This is a genomic window from Pueribacillus sp. YX66 (assembly GCF_041725775.1).
Classification (GTDB): domain Bacteria; phylum Bacillota; class Bacilli; order Bacillales; family UBA6769; genus Pueribacillus.
This window is the reverse complement of record NZ_JBEUEL010000006.1, coordinates 21673-40578: the sequence shown is the minus strand read 5'-3', so window position 1 is coordinate 40578 and position 18906 is coordinate 21673. Positions and strand designations below refer to the sequence as shown.

14 protein-coding genes and 4 pseudogenes are annotated in these 18906 nt (G+C 38.5%); 14 read left to right on the top strand and 4 right to left on the bottom strand.

Annotated features, from left to right (window positions below):
• The 13 genes from ABU914_RS04215 (at position 1) to ABU914_RS04155 (ending at position 14190) form a co-directional block, all read left to right on the top strand.
• Positions 1-738 carry a sirohydrochlorin chelatase gene (locus ABU914_RS04215; RefSeq protein WP_379668509.1) on the top strand — a complete coding sequence of 246 codons (738 nt, stop codon included), beginning with the start codon at positions 1-3 and terminating at the stop codon, positions 736-738.
• 7 nt (positions 739-745) lie between these two features.
• Positions 746-1258, top strand: coding sequence for a precorrin-2 dehydrogenase/sirohydrochlorin ferrochelatase family protein (locus ABU914_RS04210; RefSeq protein ID WP_379668508.1), 513 nt, complete (start codon positions 746-748; stop codon positions 1256-1258).
• 72 nt (positions 1259-1330) lie between these two features.
• Positions 1331-3127 (top strand): assimilatory sulfite reductase (NADPH) flavoprotein subunit, encoded by a 1797-nt coding sequence (locus ABU914_RS04205; RefSeq protein WP_379668507.1) that lies wholly within the window; start codon positions 1331-1333, stop codon positions 3125-3127.
• A 21-nt stretch (positions 3128-3148) separates the two neighbouring features.
• On the top strand, positions 3149-4855 hold the full coding sequence (gene cysI / locus ABU914_RS04200; RefSeq protein WP_379668506.1) for an assimilatory sulfite reductase (NADPH) hemoprotein subunit: 1707 nt from the start codon (positions 3149-3151) through the stop codon (positions 4853-4855).
• A gap of 369 nt (positions 4856-5224) precedes the next feature.
• Positions 5225-5926: a response regulator transcription factor gene (locus tag ABU914_RS04195; RefSeq protein ID WP_379668505.1), complete on the top strand. Its 702-nt coding sequence runs from the start codon at positions 5225-5227 to the stop codon at positions 5924-5926.
• Positions 5923-7377, top strand: coding sequence for a sensor histidine kinase (locus ABU914_RS04190; RefSeq protein ID WP_379668504.1), 1455 nt, complete (start codon positions 5923-5925; stop codon positions 7375-7377). Before ABU914_RS04195 ends, ABU914_RS04190 begins: the two co-directional genes overlap by 4 nt.
• Before the next feature lie 10 nt (positions 7378-7387).
• Positions 7388-8470 (top strand): LolA family protein, encoded by a 1083-nt coding sequence (locus ABU914_RS04185; RefSeq protein WP_379668503.1) that lies wholly within the window; start codon positions 7388-7390, stop codon positions 8468-8470.
• Between the two features lie 14 nt (positions 8471-8484).
• Complete coding sequence (locus ABU914_RS04180; RefSeq protein ID WP_379668502.1) at positions 8485-8742, top strand: hypothetical protein; 258 nt, start codon at positions 8485-8487, stop codon at positions 8740-8742.
• A gap of 22 nt (positions 8743-8764) precedes the next feature.
• Positions 8765-10474: a M56 family metallopeptidase gene (locus ABU914_RS04175; protein ID WP_379668501.1), complete on the top strand. Its 1710-nt coding sequence runs from the start codon at positions 8765-8767 to the stop codon at positions 10472-10474.
• An 81-nt stretch (positions 10475-10555) separates the two neighbouring features.
• Complete coding sequence (gene yknW, locus ABU914_RS04170; protein ID WP_379668500.1) at positions 10556-11206, top strand: YknW family membrane protein; 651 nt, start codon at positions 10556-10558, stop codon at positions 11204-11206.
• A 4-nt stretch (positions 11207-11210) separates the two neighbouring features.
• Entirely contained in the window at positions 11211-12311 is a 1101-nt protein-coding gene (locus ABU914_RS04165) for an efflux RND transporter periplasmic adaptor subunit (protein WP_379668499.1), read from the top strand.
• Entirely contained in the window at positions 12308-13000 is a 693-nt protein-coding gene (locus ABU914_RS04160; protein WP_379668498.1) for an ABC transporter ATP-binding protein, read from the top strand. Before ABU914_RS04165 ends, ABU914_RS04160 begins: the two co-directional genes overlap by 4 nt.
• Positions 12997-14190 carry an ABC transporter permease gene (locus ABU914_RS04155; protein WP_379668497.1) on the top strand — a complete coding sequence of 398 codons (1194 nt, stop codon included), beginning with the start codon at positions 12997-12999 and terminating at the stop codon, positions 14188-14190. Before ABU914_RS04160 ends, ABU914_RS04155 begins: the two co-directional genes overlap by 4 nt.
• A 140-nt stretch (positions 14191-14330) precedes the next feature.
• On the opposite strand, the pseudogene ABU914_RS04150 reads toward ABU914_RS04155, so the two are convergent.
• The 4 genes and pseudogenes from ABU914_RS04150 to ABU914_RS04135 all read right to left on the bottom strand — a co-directional run.
• Positions 14331-14524 (bottom strand): annotated as a pseudogene (locus tag ABU914_RS04150) (transposase); the annotation flags it as partial.
• 257 nt (positions 14525-14781) lie between these two features.
• Positions 14782-14952, bottom strand: coding sequence for a Fe3+ hydroxamate ABC transporter substrate-binding protein (locus ABU914_RS04145; protein WP_379668496.1), 171 nt, complete (start codon positions 14950-14952; stop codon positions 14782-14784).
• A gap of 41 nt (positions 14953-14993) precedes the next feature.
• Positions 14994-15790, bottom strand: a pseudogene (locus ABU914_RS04140) (protein rep).
• Between the two features lie 322 nt (positions 15791-16112).
• Positions 16113-17255, bottom strand: a pseudogene (locus ABU914_RS04135) (IS1182 family transposase); the annotation flags it as partial.
• Positions 17256-18153: 898 nt separating this feature from the next.
• Here ABU914_RS04135 and ABU914_RS04130 point away from each other — a divergent pair.
• Positions 18154-18514 (top strand): annotated as a pseudogene (locus ABU914_RS04130) (DinB family protein).
• The last annotated feature ends 392 nt before the right edge of the window (positions 18515-18906 follow it).

Here is an 18906-nt window from a genome sequence, read left to right as displayed (position 1 = left end):
ATGCAGGCAGTTCTTTACGTGAGCCACGGGAGTAGGTGTCAAGAAGCACAAGCACAGGTGGCTGAACTCATGGTGCGAAGCATGCATAAAATAGACGTTCCGATACAGGAATATTGTTTTCTTGAATTAGCCAAACCAACGATGTTAGAAGGGATTTTTAGATGTATTGAACGTGGGGCAACAAGGATCGCAGTCGTTCCTTTATTGTTGCTTTCAGCGGGTCACGCAAAACATGACATCCCGAAACTACTGAAAAAAATGCAAGTTCATTTTCCGAACATTAAGTTCACATACGGGCGTCCGCTTGGCGTACACGATGCAATCATTGATATCGTGATCGAACGAATGTTGGAAAAACAAACATCGATTGAAAAAGAAGCACGCATTTTACTCGTCGGAAGAGGGAGCAGTGATCCGGATACGAAACGATATTTTCACGAAATTGAACAGCAGCTGAAACGAAAAACAGCGGTAGCAAACATCACGACATGTTATCTCGCTGCATGTGAACCTGATTTTAAAACAGGTTTAGCTTCTGTTTTAGACAGCCATGCAAAGCAAGTGTTTGTCATTCCTTATTTATTATTTACAGGTGTGTTAATGCAAAGAATGGAACAGGTTATTGCACAATTACCTGACTGTAATCGCACCGTCTTTTTATGTAAACATTTATATTTTCATCAAAATATCGTGCAACTATTGTTAGAAAGAGTCCGTGAAACAATGATTGCGAGGTGAGATTCGTATGAAAGGCTATCCTGTTATGCTTGATCTTTTTAATAGACGTGCTGTCGTCATCGGTGGAGGGAAAATTGCGACGAGAAAAGTGCAAACATTGCTAGAGTCGTCGGAAGCGAACGTTACTGTTGTCAGTCCTGACATCACTGAAACGTTGGAACAACTCGCTTATAAGCAACAGATTCATTGGCACAAAAAAAATTTTCATGCGACGGATATAGAAGATGCTTTTCTTGTCATTGCCGCAACGAATGATAAAGCGTTAAATCGGATGATCGCCAAGCAATGTCATCCCCATCAATTAGTGAACGTCGTAAGTGAGGCGACACATGGAAATTTTGTCGTCCCAGCTTCACTGCGACGAGGAAATTTAACGATTGCAGTTTCAACAGATGGTTTGCATCCGTCTGCAGCAAAGCGAATTCGTAATGAATTAGCTTCTGTTTATGATGAAACTTTTTCAACTTACATTGACACTTGGGAAAGCAGCACGTTCCGTAACGGTAAAACGTTTCATTAATTTAAAGGGAGACGTATGTGGTTTTAACCGTATCGATTGGAACAATGATAAATTTTGAGTGAGGGAGATATCGTGCAACTTGAAGTGAACAATAGTCCTTTTAATGAGGAGCAAATTCAACTATTAAACACACTTTTGCCAAAGTTAACTTCTTCTCAGCAGTTATGGCTTAGTGGCTATTTAACGGCGTTAACGAGTTCGGCAACTAATGTTTTAGAATCACAGGAACTTGCAGAGCAAGCACCAGTGCAAGTGACCATTTTGTATGGTTCACAAACAGGTAATGGGCAAGGCTTAGCAGAAGAGTTGGCTGAAAACTTAAACGCTCAAGGTTATAAAGTAATCCTTTCTTCAATGGCCGAATTTAAACAAAATACATTAAAAAAGCTTAAATATTTATTCATTATCGTCAGTACGCACGGAGAAGGTGATCCACCTGATAATGCGACACTTTTTTATGAATTTTTACACAGTAAACGAGCACCGAAATTAAAAGACCTACATTTTTCAGTGCTTTCATTAGGAGATCGCTCATACGAGCTTTTTTGCCAAACAGGTAAAGAGTTTGATGAACGTTTAGAGCAGTTAGGAGCAACAAGGCTTTGTCCTCGCGTTGATTGTGACTTGGACTTTGATGAACCAGCAACCGAATGGTTTGAAAATGTGATCAGTGCATTACAAGATCAGCAAAATGTGAAGTCTCCAAGCTCGAACGCAATCAGTACATTTACAAAATCGGCGGAATTATATTCACGAACGAATCCGTTTCATGCAGAGATTTTACAAACAATAAATTTAAATGGACGTGGCTCGAACAAAGAAACACGTCACCTTGAATTATCAATTGAGGGCGCAAATTTTCACTTTGAACCTGGAGATAGTCTTGGCATTTACCCAGAAAACGATCCGATGCTCGTTGATGCGATAACGCAAGCAATGGGGTGGAACGAAGAAGAACTGATCGCTATCCACCGTTCTGGTGAAGAAAAGACGTTACGAGATGCGCTGCTTAACCATTTTGAATTAACGGTATTAACAAAGCCATTACTAGAGAAAGCGATACCGTTTTCGCGTAACCGCACGGACTTAATTGCACTTTTAAAGAATGAAAAAGCGTGTAGAAATTATATTTACGGACGTGACTTACTTGACTTTATTCGTGACTTTTCGCTGTCAGACGTACTAGCGCATGACTTTGTCTCGATTCTTCGAAAAATGCCTGCGCGACTTTATTCGATCGCAAGTAGTTTAAAGGCAAATCCAGACGAAGTCCATCTGACAATCGGAAAAGTTCAGTATCATGCTCACGGTCGTGATCGATTCGGTGTTTGCTCTGTTCAGTGCGCAGAACGGCTACAAGCAGGTGATACTGTTCCCGTCTATATTCATAAGAATCCAAACTTTAAATTACCAGAAAACCCTGATACACCAATTATTATGATTGGACCAGGTACAGGTATTGCACCTTACCGGGCTTTTTTACAGGAACGTGAAGAAATTGCTGCACAAGGAAAAACGTGGTTATTTTTCGGTGATCAGCATTTTGTCACTGATTTTCTTTATCAAGTGGAATGGCAACGATGGCTTAAACAAGGAGTATTATCGCAAATTGATCTTGCGTTTTCCCGAGATACCGATAGAAAAGTTTACGTACAGCACCGCATGCTCGCAAAAAGCAACGAAGTGTACCGATGGTTAGAAGAAGGCGCAGTTGTCTACGTTTGTGGTGATGAAAAGCAGATGGCGAAAGATGTACATGAAACGTTAAAAACGATTCTGATGAACGAAGGCAACTTGAAGGAAGATGAAGCTAACGAATATTTAGCATCCATGCAAAAAGAGAAGCGGTATCAACGAGATGTGTATTAGTTTAAGAAGGAGAGAAAAGATATGGAGCAAAATAAACGATTGCAAACACATGACGGCCCCCCTAGTGATGTAGAGTGGATAAAAACAGAGAGCAATTTCCTTCGAGGAACATTAGCAGAAACATTAGATGATCAAGTAAGTGCTGGGATTCCCGACGATGACAACCGTTTGATGAAGTTTCACGGAAGCTATTTGCAAGATGACCGAGATTTACGCATCGAGCGACAAAAACAAAAGTTAGAACCAGCGTATCAATTTATGGTTCGTGTGCGAGCGCCAGGAGGAGTCACAACGCCAGAGCAATGGCTCGTCATGGATGAACTTGCCCGACGATACGCAAACGGTTCTCTTCGGCTTACGACGAGACAATCGTTTCAGTTACATGGCATTTTGAAATGGAACATGAAGCAAACGATAAAAGAGATTAACGCCTCATTACTGAACACACTCGGGGCTTGTGGAGATGTGAATCGAAATGTAATGTGCAACCCGAATCCGAATCAATCTCATATTCATGCGACAGTGTATGAATGGTCGAAAAAGTTGAGTGATCATCTTTCGCCTCGAACAAATGCTTATCATGAAATTTGGCTTGACGGTGAAAAAGTAATTGACAGTAACAAAACTGAAGAAGACATAGAGCCGATTTACCGCTCTCAATATTTGCCTCGTAAATTTAAAATCGGAATTGCTGTACCTCCTTCTAATGATGTCGACGTATTTTCTCAAGATATCGGTTTCATTGCAATTGTGGAGAATGCTCAACTCGTTGGTTTCAACGTCGCAGTCGGGGGTGGCATGGGAATGACTTATGGAGATCCATATACGTATCCGCAATTAGCGAGAGTAATCGGGTTTTGCCAGTCAGAAAAAATCATTGAAGTTGCAGAAAAAATCATGACGATACAGCGAGATTTCGGCAATCGGTCAGTAAGGAAATATGCACGGTTCAAATATACAATCGACGATCGTGGTCTTGATTGGTTCATGGCAGAGCTTCACGATCGATTGGGCTGGAAACTTGAAGAACCGAGACCATATCAATTTAAGCATAATGGCGATCGGTACGGATGGATTCAAGGGCATGATAACAACTGGCACTTCACACTCTTTGTCCAAAACGGACGCATTCGAGATCATGTTATGACAGGATTAAGAGAAATTGCCAACGTACATCAAGGAGATTTTAGGCTCACACCTAATCAGAACGTCATTATCGCAAACGTTCCACATGAGCAAAAAAAGGGTATTGATAATATTCTTGAAAAATACCAATTAACGAACAACGACTCACCATTGCGAAGAAATTCAATCGCATGCGTCGCTTTACCAACGTGCGGGTTAGCGATGGCAGAATCGGAAAGGTATTTGCCAACATTATTAACGAAAATTGAACAACTGTTAGCAAATGAAGGTTTGCAAGATGAAGAGATCGTCATTCGCATGTCAGGTTGTCCGAACGGATGCTCCCGACCTGCATTAGCAGAAATCGCTTTTATCGGAAAAGCTCCTGGTAAATATAACATGTATCTTGGAGGAAGCTTTACCGGTGAAAGATTAAATAAATTGTATCGTGAAAATATCGGTGAAGTGGAAATCATTGAATCGTTAAAACCAATCATTCATCATTATGCAAAGGAACGAAAAGGATCAGAACGATTTGGAGATTTTGTCATTCGTAAAGGCTATGTGAACGAAATAAAATCAGGTCAAGATTTCCACGACTAATCCACTCTTGGGAGTGGATTTTTTTTGAAAAAATAGGTAAGAACTACAATATTTACTTTTATTGCGCTGTAATAGAATGAAAGAATAAATGATAAAAAAATGGCTAGAATGATTAGGAATATGGACGGGTAACGATCACATTATATGTATATGAGCGAGTATTACCAGAAAGGGATAGGAAGTTTTAACGACTATATAGTCCACCTGTTCAATAATTCTTAGTAAACATAAAACGGTTGATTAAGCTAGACGGTTATCTTCAAACGAAACGAAAAGAAAAGCATTCCCTCGCTTAAATTATAAAATAATAATAAAATGACTTTGAAGTCGAGAAAATTATGCTACAGTGAAAAATAAGGGGGAATTCATGTGAAGGCGCGGTTGCTACTCGTTGAAGATGATCCGGAAATTGCTCGTGTCGTGCGCGACATGCTCAAACGTGAAAACTATGAAGTAACGTGGGCAACGACAGGCCTAGAAGGATGGGAAGACTTTCAGTCGACATCGTATGATCTCGTATTAGTCGACTTAATGCTTCCAGAGATGGATGGATTATCGCTTTGCAAAAATATTCGCTGGAAAAGTAACGTACCGATTATAATTATTAGTGCAAGAAAAGAAGATGAAGACAAAGTCGAAGGATTACAGCTTGGGGCGGATGACTATTTAGCTAAACCGTTTAGCTTAATTGAGCTGAAGGCTCGAATTGAATCACTACTTCGTAGATGGAGACGCTACGAAGGAAAGCAATTTAGCGAACAAAAGACAGAATATGTAGACGGTTTAACAGTGTTTTGGGATGAGCAAAAAGTCGTCATGCAATGTAAAGAAATTCCGCTGACAGCAAAAGAATTTGCAATTTTAAAAGTGCTTTTACAAAATCCAAACCGAATTTTTTCCAAAAGTGAATTGTATCAGCACGTTTGGAAGCAAGCAGATGCAGACGGTCTGCATACGGTTACGGTACACATTCGATCACTTCGGGAAAAGCTTGAAGATCCTGTAAAAAAACCACGGTTCATCCGAACGGTTTGGGGCAGGGGCTATCAATTTATTGGTGAACAGAAATGAAGCTGAAAACGTGGCTTCTAGTTAGTTATTTTATTGTCATGTCGCTTCCACTTGTTGTCGCCTACGTGCTTTTTGCTTGGATTCAGTCATACAACAATGAACAGAAGGTTGCAGAGTACATCCATGCTTCGTCTGAAATTCAAGAAATTACGACTATACTTCGCTCAGCCGAGCTTTACAAGCCAAATGCCGATCGAAAAGAAGTAGAAAAACTGAACGGTGAACAAATCATCATCGAACTTTATCATCGTGATGGCTTTCTCTTATATACGTCAAATGTCGCATTTAATCGCCAATCTCCCCCATTAAATAATGAACAGCTTTACGCTGACTTATATTCATTAAAACAAGGTTACCAATCATTTACTTACAAAGAGCCTGTCTTCGTAAACAATGAAATCGTCGGTTTTTTTCAAGTGCATTTTCCTCGACATGAATGGAAAAATGCGGTTACAAAACGTACTGTAATTATGGTTAGTGTGTTTATCACTTTGTTTTTGATGATATACGCATTCATCATTTATTTCGTTAATAAAAAGGTGAATCGTAGATTACAAGATTTAATGGAAGAAATGACGAATTTTGCCGAAGGAAAACAAGTGAGCGAAACCGATTTTAACAATGATGAAATTGGACAGTTAAAAGCACATTTTTATACCATGCGTAGGCAAATTTTGTCCGCACGAGAAGCGATAGAACGACAACAACAGGAGAAAGAATACATGATCGCGACGCTTTCTCACGATTTAAAAACACCGCTCACATCGATTCAAGCCTATGCAGAAGCACTCGAAACAGAACGTAGTCTAACAGAAGAAGAACAACAAGAATATCGAGAAGTCATCGTAGAAAAAGCGAACTTTATGAAACAAATGCTCGATGATTTATTGACGTATACATTGTTGCAGTCATCCACGTATGAAATCGAGTTTGTCCACGTGGATGGAATGGAATTTTTTGAGATGCTTCTTTCTGACTATGAGCCGTTATGCAATGAAAAAAACATCATTTTGGAGACGATTTGTGATACTGACGGAATGTATGCCGTTAATCCAAAACAAATGATTCGGGTTGTCGACAATATTATGAGCAACGCGATTCATCATACGGAAGCAGGAAAGCAAATTTTGTTAGCTGCAGTGACGGATGAAAAAGTAATCAAAAATAAGCTGTTTGATTACGTGTTTCAGAACGCTGTCTTCGAGGACGGTTACGCTTATCTCATCGTACAAAACGAAGGGACAGGAATAAACGAAGAAGCGCTCAAATATGTTTTTGATCCTCTTTATCAAGCCGATCAAGCACGAAGTAAGAAAGAGGCACGCGGGACAGGATTAGGGCTAAGTATTACGAAGCAAATCATCGAAAGACATCGAGGCGATGTTAAGATTTTTTCAAAAGAAAATGTAGGGACTTGTGTGATTTGTCGCATTCCTCAAATTTCGAAATAGGATGATAAAGATGAAACGATTGTTAGTTTTACTTACACTGGTCATGTTTACTTTATACGGTTGCTCGTCTTCCTTAAACGAATATTCTCCAGATCAAGTGATTCAAAACGCATTAAACGAAAAAAATGAAGGTGAAGCGTATTACGCCGAATCAACATGGACGACGAAGGAACAAGGAAAAGTTACAGAGACAATGACAATGAAGGAATGGTCCAGTAAGGACGGAAAAAAAAGAGTTGAAACAATCGGGAAAGACGAAAGTGAGAATGGAATTACAGTCAATGACGGTGCTCGGTTAATCACATATATGCCGGGAGATAAAAAAGCATTCATTTTTGAAAGCGAAGAACTAGCTTCATTAAATCAACAATCACCGAAAGAACAAGCAGAACAAATGCTAAAATTGATTAAAGACACACATGAAATTGAAGTGATCGGGGAAGAAAAAATTGCTGATCGAAATACGTTTCACCTCAAAGCAACAGTGAAGGAAGATCAATCACTTATCGGAAACCAAGAGATTTGGATCGATAAAGAAAACTGGTTCGTTCTAAAAACGAAATCGGACACTGATGAAGTCACCGTTAAATGGATGTATACGAAAATAGAGTTTAATCCACAAATGCCAGATGATTTGTTTACAATTGATCTTCCGGATGATGTAGAAATTGAAAGCCTCGAAAATATGCTTGATACGAGGGAGGTTACTTTTGAAGAAGCAAAGGATCAACTACGCACGTCATTCTTGTATATTCCTGACACGAAAGACCTGAAAATTGCTTATGTTGGGCTGTTAGATTTAGGCAGTGAAATGGAGCGTAAGGAAGTGACGCTAGAATATGAAAAAGAAGGGTTGCCCTATCTTTCTATAAGTATATTTGAGACACTGGCTGAGACTGAAGACGGGCAATCAGAAGCTATAATTGGTGAAGAGATGATACATGTTCGTGGTCAAGAAGGCATGTGGTCGGAAGAGTTACGTACACTCTATTGGCAAGAAGAAGGCTTAACGTATTCAATCATCGTGTTAGATCCGAACCTTTCTATTGAGAAACTTCAAAAGTTGCTTGAACGAATGGTTCATTTCAATTGAGGTGAAGCTAGACGATGTATACGAGTATCGCAAGTTTATTAACGGCTGTTTTTATTGCGACAGTGTACTATTTGCTTGTCTTGTTTCAATTTCCACAAGTCCCGTTGTCATCAGGATATTGGCTTGGAGCTTTCGTGATTATTGTTGGTGTTATTAAGCTTTTCGTTGCGAAAACAGATGGACAGCAATCTGATGCTAAAGTAATTATGCTTGCTGGCGTCCTCCTTGCTATTGCAACGTATCTTTTACTTTATAACGATATACAAATTTAGTTGATCAAGGTGTTGTTGGGTTGTGCTTCCACATTTAACTACAATATTTTTTACTTTTATTGTTGCTTTTATCATATCAATGATGGGGTTGTTATTTTCTAAAAAACTCGGTTCCTTCGTCGAAGTCGCTCTCGTCGTTGCCTATATATCGTTTTTATTTAAGTTTTTTTCATTTCAAGAAGCGATTTTTCTCTTTACGATTGCGGCAACGACATATGCTTACGCTGAACCATTATTTAATCGAAGTCGTTATGAAATTTATCAAAAACTCGTAGAGCGGCTTCAGGAAACGACATACGTTGAAATCAACCAGACAAAAAAGGCTTCACGGCTTATCATTGATTTTATATTAACGGTTTTCGTCATGGCGGGTAGTATCATTTTTTTACTGTTTGCACCAGAAACGTATGCGCTTCTCAAATTTTTTATTATCCTTGCGTTTATCGCAATTTTAGTAAAAACGATTGAAAGAACGAGTAACTTTGTTTCTAGTACAATCTACTGGCTTCCAGGCGAAGAAAAGCTAGTCATTCTTACGCGCTTTCAACCGCGTGAATACCCGCTTTCTGATTTGAAAAGGCTTGATATTGAAACATCACCTGATTTATTACGGCTTCATCCGCTATTTACGTTTTTATCAGCGACTGTCGATTGTACGAGCTCCTTTCAACGAGTGTTAAAGCTTTCTTTTCCCGGTGAACATCTTTATTTAACACCGGACGACATTGAAAAGTGGTCTCATAAGTTTCGAGATTTTGCTCCGAAAGCGACAGAACAAAAAGTAAAAGAAGTTCGACCATTATGGCATCCAACCGTTTTAAAGCGATTGCTATGGAAAGGCTATTTTGCCATTGCGGTCAAAGGAATTTCAGCTTATACGGGACTTGTTTTTTTATTGATTTGGTTAGATGCTCCCGTATGGGTAGTCGTACTATCCGTAATCATGTGGTGGGTATTTAATTTGTACATCTCTGACCGTGTGTTAATTGCAGCAACCGACGCTAGGCGGGTAACTGAAGGAGAAATGTTTATACGAGCACGCGAGATTTTTCGGCGAGCCAACATTAAAAATGCCGAACTTTACATGACGGATTCTCCGATTTATAACGGTTTTGCAACAGGAATGAACATTGGGCGTGGAACGATTATCATTACGTCTGCAACGTTGGAACTACCGATGCAAGCCGTTGAGGCAATTATTGCACATGAGACCATTCACGTGAAGAAACGTGATGTCCTAACGATTCAATTTGCACGAATTCTTTTTTTGGGAGTGCTCGCTAGTAGTGTCTATCTTTTTTATGACACGATCGTGTTACTTGCTGACCATCCATTTGTACTTGTTACGTTCATCTATATGTTATTTTTGTTGTTTCCGATTTATTTATCATTCATTTCTCAATGGGCTGAAGGAAGAGCGGACAATCTTGGGGCAACACTGCTAGCTAAAGGCAGACAACAAATGGCGGATGGGCTCCGCGAACTAGCGATTCAAAGCGAAAAAGCTTTTGAAAAAACTCGAGAATATCAAGCTACTACTGTTAAAAAAAATAACTATCGCTCAGAGCTTGAGCGGCAAAATTGGTTTTACCGCTTGATCGAATTTCAATTTCAAGCCCATCCGCCCATGTACTGGCGCATTTATAGCCTTGAAACATATCGTTCATGGACAGAAGCGAGAAAGCATTGGATGCTCGCAAGAATTACAGAATCTTTACCGAGCTTTAATTGAAACTTAAAAAGTATATCGTATAATTCATATAAATACGTTAGAATAAGACTTGATTTTAACATATAAAAGGGGATGAATTCTTTGTCAGAAGAAATAAAAAACGTTGAAAAACCGTCATTATTTGGGATGATTCTCAATCCGACGGAGCAATTTGAAAGAATAAAAGAAAGACCACTCATTTGGGGCGCCATGGCTATCGTTACAATTTTAACTATGTTCGGTACGTGGCTCATGTCACTCGGAATTGAAATGCCTGAAGAAGTGAAAGACATGCCAGGCTTGGAAGCTGTTACACAAATCGGGATGGTCATTGTAGGATTATTTACACCGATTTTAACGGTTCTTATTTCCAGCTTTATTAGTTGGATTATTATTAAAATTGCTCGTTCTGAAGCGACATTTACGCAACTCTTTTCCATGAATACGTACATTATGCTTATTTCTGCATTAAGCTTGCTATTTAACGGTTTACTTACACCTCTTCTCGGCGGAGATGGCGAGATTATGTTTACAAGCTTAGGTTCATTATTGTCAGCTGAAGGAGCTATCGCTGGTCTGTTTGATAGTTTAGAAGTATTTACGATTTGGGGCGTAATCTTATCCGCAATTGGGTTACACAAAGTTGGAGAACTTTCAAAAGGACTAGCTTGGACTATTTCAATTGGCTTTTTTATTATAGGTATCATTTTATCAATGATTGGCGCGGCAATCAGTGCACCATTAGGAGTTTAATTGTATGAATAAAAAAATTTGGATTATAATTGGAGTCGCGGCTTTACTCGTACTATTAATCGGACTTAACATATGGAAATTAAAAGCTGATAGTAACGTAAAAATAGATGTGACGACGTTGCAAGAAAAAACGATTACAGAAACGGTATTAACGCCAGGTCAGCTTAAATTGGCAAACGAGCAAATTGTATATTACACAGCTGAAAAAGGTACAGTGAAAGAAATTCTCGTTAAAGAAGGCGACTCTGTAAAAAAAGGTGCGCCGCTCATACGTTATGAAAATAAGCAACTGACGTTAGAGAAAAAGCAAAACGAACTGCAAATAAAATCTACAAATTTACAAGTGTCGGACTTAGCTTCAAAACGGAAAGAAACCGAAAAGTTATTAAAAGACGATAAAGAGAATGAAGCATTAAAAGCAGAATTGGAGCAAATTAAACTTCAGCAACAACAAACACAAATTGAACTTGAACAATTACAGCTACAAAAAGAAGTCATTCAACAGCAAATTGCTGAACTTGAAGTAAAAAGTGAAGTTGATGGAAAAATCGTCGAAGTTAATGAACAAGCAGCGCTTGCTTCAAATCAACTTGAGCAACAGCCAGTTATTCGCATCGGAACACTAGATGACCTTATCGTAGAAGGAACAATCTCGGAATACGACACGCTAAAGATTGAAAAAGGACAGGCTGTCACATTAAAATCGGATGCTGTTCCTGATCAAGCTTGGGAAGGCGTTGTCAGTCTCATTTCCGATTTACCGAAACAGCAAGAAGGTCTAGAAATGGATGGCGGCGGTGTTCAATATCCGATTCAAGTAAAAGTGGAAGACGAAATTGAGCTTAAACCTGGCTTTCAAATGCTCATTGAAATTAAAACGAAAGAACAAAAAGCGAATGTACTTCCACTTACCGCTGTAAAGCAAGATGGTGAAGACAATTACGTTTTCGTTGTCAATGAAAATAAAGCGGAACGCCGCGATGTAAAAGTTGGTTCTGTTTCTAATAAGATGATTGAAATCATCGAAGGTGTTGAAGCGGATGAGCAAATTATCGTTGATCCAACTGATGAGATAAAGAACGGCACGGAAGTGACGATCAAATGATCAAGCTCACATCGATCGTCAAAAGTTACACCATTGGAAAAGAGCAAGTTGATGTTTTAAAAGGAATTGATTTACAGATTAAACAAGGTGAATTTACGGCAATTATGGGACCCTCAGGTTCTGGAAAGTCGACATTAATGAATATTATCGGCTGTCTCGATCGACCGACGAGCGGTGACTATTTTTTAAATGGTGAACGTGTTTCCGACTATGATGAAAATGCATTAGCTCTAGTAAGAAACCAATCGCTCGGATTCGTGTTTCAGCAGTTCCAATTGCTTCCTCGTCTCAATGCTCTTAGAAATGTAGAGCTTCCGCTGATTTATTCGGGAAAGCCGAAAAAAGAGCGAGAAGAACGAGCAATGGAAGCCTTAAACCGTGTTGGTTTATCAGACCGTATGAACCATCTGCCGAATGAACTTTCTGGTGGACAGAAGCAACGGGTTGCAATCGCACGTGCTATCGTGAACAATCCTAAAATTATTTTGGCAGATGAACCGACAGGTGCACTTGATTCAAAAACAAGCGTCCAAATTATGGACTTGTTTACAATGCTGAATCGTGATGGAACAACGGTCGTGCTCGTGACACATGAGCAAGAAATTGCGGAGTATGCAGAGCGCACCGTTTTTGTTCGTGACGGAAAGCTAATTGGAGAAGATGAAAGTGCAGAGGTGAGTGAATCGTGAGTGTAATAGAAAATATTAAAATGGCACTTTCATCACTGCGCGCACACAAAATGCGCTCGATATTAACGATGCTCGGTATTATTATCGGAGTAGGTTCTGTCATCGCTGTCGTCGCAATCGGACAAGGCGGCGAGGCCATGTTAAAATCGCAAATTGTCGGTGAAGGTAATACAATCGAACTTTTTTACATGCCATCAGATGAAGAACTGCAAGCGAATCCAAACGCATGGTTAGTGAACCCATTCACGCCAGAAGATATTCAAGCATTAGAAGAAATTCCCGAAGTGAGTAAAGTCGTCGCACTTAGTTCTGAATACACAAATGCGCGCTATCGTGAAGACGTTATTGACGCTTCCGTTACAGGCATTAACCAAGCGTATTTGGATGTCAATGGTCTAAATGTAGAGCAAGGAAGAAGTTTTCTCTCCGCTGATTTTTTGGCGGGGCAACGGGTAGCCGTTGTCAGTCACTCGATTCAAGATGAACTATTTGACGGAGAAAGCGCGCTTGGACAAGTGCTTTACATTCATTCTCAACCTGTTGAAATTGCTGGGGTCCTTGAGGAACCGACAGGAATATTCGCATTCGGTACCAACGAAGTTTATTTACCTTGGAAAACGTGGCGGACGGTTTTTGGACAAAGCGAATATAGCCAAGTGATGCTGCAAGCGGAAAGCGCTGACGATTTACGAGTGGCTGGTGAAAAAGCTACGGAATTACTAAATCGCTTGCACAATACTGATGAAGCCTATCAAGTAATGAATATGGAGGAAATTGCTGCTAGTATCGGTCAAATTACAACGATTATGACGATTATTATTGGAAGTATCGCAGGAGTATCGTTACTCGTTGGCGGGATTGGCGTCATGAATATTATGCTTGTTTCTGTAACAGAACGGACCCGCGAAATTGGCATTCGGATGTCTATCGGTGCAACGAGAGGACAAATATTATTTCAGTTTCTCGTAGAATCTGTCACTTTAACATTAATCGGAGGCTTAATCGGTATTTTACTCGGTGGTGGTGCGGCATCTCTCGTATCGTACTTTGCTGGCTGGCCATCACTCGTTTCCTTTCCTGTTATCATTGGAGGCGTTCTTTTTTCAATGATTATCGGAATCGTATTCGGAATTTTACCTGCGAACAAAGCATCACGCCTTGATCCGATTGAATCACTTCGTTATGAATAAAAACACACGTGTTTGCACGTGTGTTCAGCTTGTAGAGAAAGGGGTATTTTCTCTACAAGCTCTTTTTATTTTCTAAGTGGTTTTTTGTTTTAGTTAAGGAAACTTACTACAAAAATTAATAATATCATTTGTTTAAGCACCTATCCTACCTTGGCTAGGTGCATCGCTATCTTTTTCATGTTCTACAGGCAGCTGTAAGTAGCACCTGTTCCCTTGCGTTTTTTAGTCCTCTCAACCTGCAATAGCGAAGCCCATGCAGTTCTTTTGAATCTGCGAAGCTTCACTCAACGGTTTCTTTCCTTAATTTGTATAAGACTTTCCCTTCTTTAGAAAGTCAAACGTGGGGTTTGTTTCAGTGCCAAGAGGGTTCGGGTGCGATCAAATTGTCAACTCCTTAAATTCTCACTGCGTGGATCAGCTAACGCTGAACCACTTCGTTGCGATTTACCGTTGACAATTGCCACGCTTTCCTTCTCCCTCTAGCAACACAAAAACCAAAATAAAAAAGACACGAGAATAATCTCTCGTATCTTCTGTATCTAATCTTTTATTTTCTTTATTCAACAATAGCACCCGATAGCTTGCCTTAGTTCACTCTTTTGATTTAGAACAATCTATACAAATAATTTCACTCTCGTTTTTCAAATATGCTTTAATTTCTACCATCACTGCATGTTGTGGCACTTTCATTTTTGCATATATTACTTCCCCTGGTTGAACTTCTCGATTACAATTAGAACAATGCAACTTACGTTTAAACAATTGACTACCTCCTTACGTAATAAAATGGCTCATTTATCGAACTACTCTTTTACAAAATAATTTTGTCGTTCCCAATTCCACATCGCAACAATAGAAAAACCTTCTTCTTCCGCTTTTTCCTGTTCCTCATCTGCATGAATTAAATCGCCATCTTCGAGATCATCTAAATTTAATTTTTTATGAATTTCTTTTAACAATCCACCATACGAAATCAATCGTTTACGATGCAGCCCCTCTTCCAAATCAGATAAACGTTTCAAGTTCTTTTTCTCGTCATCTGTCATGAAGTCAGTATCTTTCACAGGATACTTTGCCGTTTCGTTAATTGCCGATTGCATAGCGTTCGTGTCCTTATTTTTCGGACGGACAATTGAAATTTTAACGCTTGGATCATAGTCCAATTTCATCGCTTTTCGCCAAAAGTGAATCCATTGTTTTTGATTAATATAATTTTCAGCGTTATAAAAATAAGTGCTTTCTACACAAATCAATACATGCATATGTTGATTATACGAGTTATCAATTTCGTTTACTGTTACTTCTGTTGCACGCATAAAATCAACCAAATTCTTAGTGATTTTTTATATTTCATCATGCGATTAAAACCTTTCGCCATATCTGATAAACTTTGGTTTAATTCTTCACCATCGTAAACATTTTTCACAGTTAATGTGAGAAACAACCAACGAACCGTTGGCTTTTGCCTAATAACTTCAGCAACAACCTTTTGTGACTGAATACCATGCTTCATAGCCCGTCTCCAATTACACATTGGACACAAACGAGATTTACAAAACCAAACACGATATAAATTAATTTCGCTCGTTTCTATGTCCATTTTATATTCTAAGATCTCCGCACAATCTTTCACACGTTCAGCCTTTTTAAACTCCAAAATATGCAGCAGTTCCCAATAACTTATATTTGCTATTTTCTTTTCTCGCCATGGTCTTATTTTTCCACTTTTAGTTTTATCGACTAATACACTTGATTTTTCGACTGATCGAATCTATTATAATTACACATGATAATAAAAAAACCCCCTGTGTGTGTTTTGCGTACTGTCAAAAGTTTCTTAGTAAAAACTTGTTTTTCCGTTGATTTTACACAGTTAAACACAAAAAAACTTGTTGTTTCTAGTTTAACCTTACCTTTTCTTAGTGTTCTTCCCACACATGTCTCGTCACAACTTTTTGTTTGTTTTTTGACCGAGTGCATTGGGGAAGAAGCGGGCAAGTTGCACAAATCTTAGGATTCGATTTATATTCACGATACCCATTTCTCGTTGTTGTTCGATAGACAAGTTCTGTTCCATTTGGACAAATATAACGATCGCGTTCCTTATCGTATGTAAACTTCCATTTTGGAAAAAGCCCTCTCGTTGGTTGATATCTTCTATGAGCAATAACACCAAATATATCGCGTTCCGACAATCCCTTACAAATGGGAGTTGTAAGATAACCTGAATCAAGGGCAACAGCTTCAACTTGAAACCCAAACCGTTTCATTTGATGGTCAAGACGTTCAAGATAGGGCACGGAATCATGTACATTTCCTGGAGTAACATAGGCATCGGTAATGATGTTATATTTCATATCTGTTGTACGGTGATCAAGATAACAAAACATCTCCTGCTTATTCTCTCGAGACATAAAACCACTTTCAGGGTCTGTTTTACTTACTCGCATCGTCTTTGTTTCAACCACCTCCTCTTTTTTCTTTAACGGCTTTTTTCCAGCGTTCATCCGGTCTTCTTCAATGGCTTTGTTTAAGTCATCCACATATTCGCGTGTTCCAATTTCAACTTCTTTTCTTGTAAATTTATGTTTATTGGCGTTCGCTTTTAAGTGCGTTGAGTCTGTAAATAACACTCTGCCATCAACCATATTGTGATGATTCATGGCTTGAAGAACAATCTCATCAAAGATTTCTTGAAAGATGTTCGTGTCTTTAAAACGGGTTCGACGATTCCAACTGATTGTAGAATGGTGAGGAACTGGAACTGTGAGTTTTAAGCCTAAAAACCAGCGGTACGCAACATTAACTTTGATTTCTTTTTCTAATTGCCGTTCAGAACGAATTCCAAATAAGTAACCAATGAACATCATTTTAAAAAGGATAAGTGGATCAAGAGAAGGGCGTCCGTTATCCTCGCTATAATAAGGACGAACTTTTTCAATAATAAAGGAAAAGTCTATATATTTATCAATTTTACGCAAAAGATGATCATCGGGAACAAGCTCTTCAATGGAAACGAACTCAACTTCATTTTGAGTGGTTTTTCTTGTATAAAACATGGATATCACCTGCCAATTTTTATACCTATATTATACCAAATTAACGCGGTGAATTGTTAAAGAAAATAAATAAAACAGGCTGTCGAGAAAAACTTTCTCGACAGCCTGAACACACGTGTTTGCACGTGTGTTTTTACTTAATAAAATGTTTAAAATGCTCATATGATTGTACTTAGCTAAATAAAATTACGAAAAATTTTTCTTAGTCGAATAATGAAGAGAATGATTTTTACATGAAGCAATAAGATAAAACAAGGTGCGTTTCGTGGTGAATATCTTTTTTAAAGGAACTCGTATGAACGAAGCAGCGCTTTTTATTGTTCGGGATAAATCGCAAAGATCCCAAAATCAAATTGATGTTGTTTTGGGGTGATTTGTAGCTATCACATTATAGCCCGTCAAACATGATATCTCTGATTCCTGGATCAGATTGTTAATCAGCAAAGCTGGCGTTAAAATGTTAAAAAGTGAAAGAGGAGAGTATCTAATATAAACTTAGCTTCGGAAATCGCACTCGTTTTACTTCCAATTGCAGTATTTGTAGTTTTCAGAATGAATGAAACATAAATTTAAGCAAGGCGCTTTGGATAAAAAATTAAAAGGTGCTTAAAATTTTATACCACCACGGGTAATAATTGGTTGTGTTGTTGCCGTACTTCTTCGCTTATATTTCTTGATTTCCAATTGTATCTCCGTTTAGTTTCGGAGTAGGAATAGGATTATTTTATTTGGATATTTTACATATGAAATCTATAGCAAGAAAGGAGGAGTTGCTAGTAAATAGTTTTCTTCTAGAATAGAGCACTCACTCTAGCGGACTCACATACATAAGGAGCAGATTTCGAAGGGTGGATTGTAATGTAAGGATGATTTAAAAATAACTTATAAAATAGGGGGAATAAAAATGGGTGTCACCTATCCAATTGGGAAATTACAAGTTCCTAAAAACGTGACTTTAGAAAATGTTCAAGAATGGCTAAATGAAATTAAAACGTATACGATTCGATTAAGAGAGGTGGTTGAAACATTAAGTGATGAGGACTTAAGTAGAACATATCGTAATGGTAGCTGGACTGTTCGTCAACTTGTTCATCATATTGCTGATTCTCAGTTGAAAATGTATCAACGTTTGAAGCTTGCTTTAATTAGATCGGGCGTTTACTCACCAGAAAAACGGTAAAATTACAGTTGCAACAAAAGTTGCGAAATTAGCTTGGCATGAAGAGCACCATTTAGCTCATATAAAAATAGCGTTATCAAAATAATCCAAGGTGTATGGTTTAGGATTTTTTCACTTCTTTATTTAGCATAAACAGACACTTGGAACTACTTTAGATAAACATATTATACGAAGAGACGTTGCTTGTAACTCTCTAATTATGGACATCGTGGTTCGTTGTAGCAATTCTTCTTGTGATGCTCAGAACCGCAAAATAGGCTATCTAAGGGTAAATGCTCCTCTACTCCCGTTTTGTTTTTGATATCGGTGAACTAACTAGCTTTGTCATCGAAAACGACTACAGTAATTCAAATTATAGTCTACAAAAGATTGAAAAGTAAATTGTTGTGAATGAATTAGGTGCATGTGAAGCAACGACAACCATTGATTTAGCAATGCATGTAAATTCGCATATGAAAATAATTGTTCAAGCATTAC

Coding starts and splice junctions, on each gene's coding strand:
- ABU914_RS04215 (WP_379668509.1), top strand. CDS start 1: ATGCAGGCAGTTCTTTACGTGAGCCACGGGAGTAGGTGTCAAGAAGCA.
- ABU914_RS04210 (WP_379668508.1), top strand. CDS start 746: ATGAAAGGCTATCCTGTTATGCTTGATCTTTTTAATAGACGTGCTGTC.
- cysI (WP_379668506.1), top strand. CDS start 3,149: ATGGAGCAAAATAAACGATTGCAAACACATGACGGCCCCCCTAGTGAT.
- ABU914_RS04190 (WP_379668504.1), top strand. CDS start 5,923: ATGAAGCTGAAAACGTGGCTTCTAGTTAGTTATTTTATTGTCATGTCG.
- ABU914_RS04185 (WP_379668503.1), top strand. CDS start 7,388: ATGAAACGATTGTTAGTTTTACTTACACTGGTCATGTTTACTTTATAC.
- ABU914_RS04180 (WP_379668502.1), top strand. CDS start 8,485: ATGTATACGAGTATCGCAAGTTTATTAACGGCTGTTTTTATTGCGACA.
- ABU914_RS04165 (WP_379668499.1), top strand. CDS start 11,211: ATGAATAAAAAAATTTGGATTATAATTGGAGTCGCGGCTTTACTCGTA.
- ABU914_RS04160 (WP_379668498.1), top strand. CDS start 12,308: ATGATCAAGCTCACATCGATCGTCAAAAGTTACACCATTGGAAAAGAG.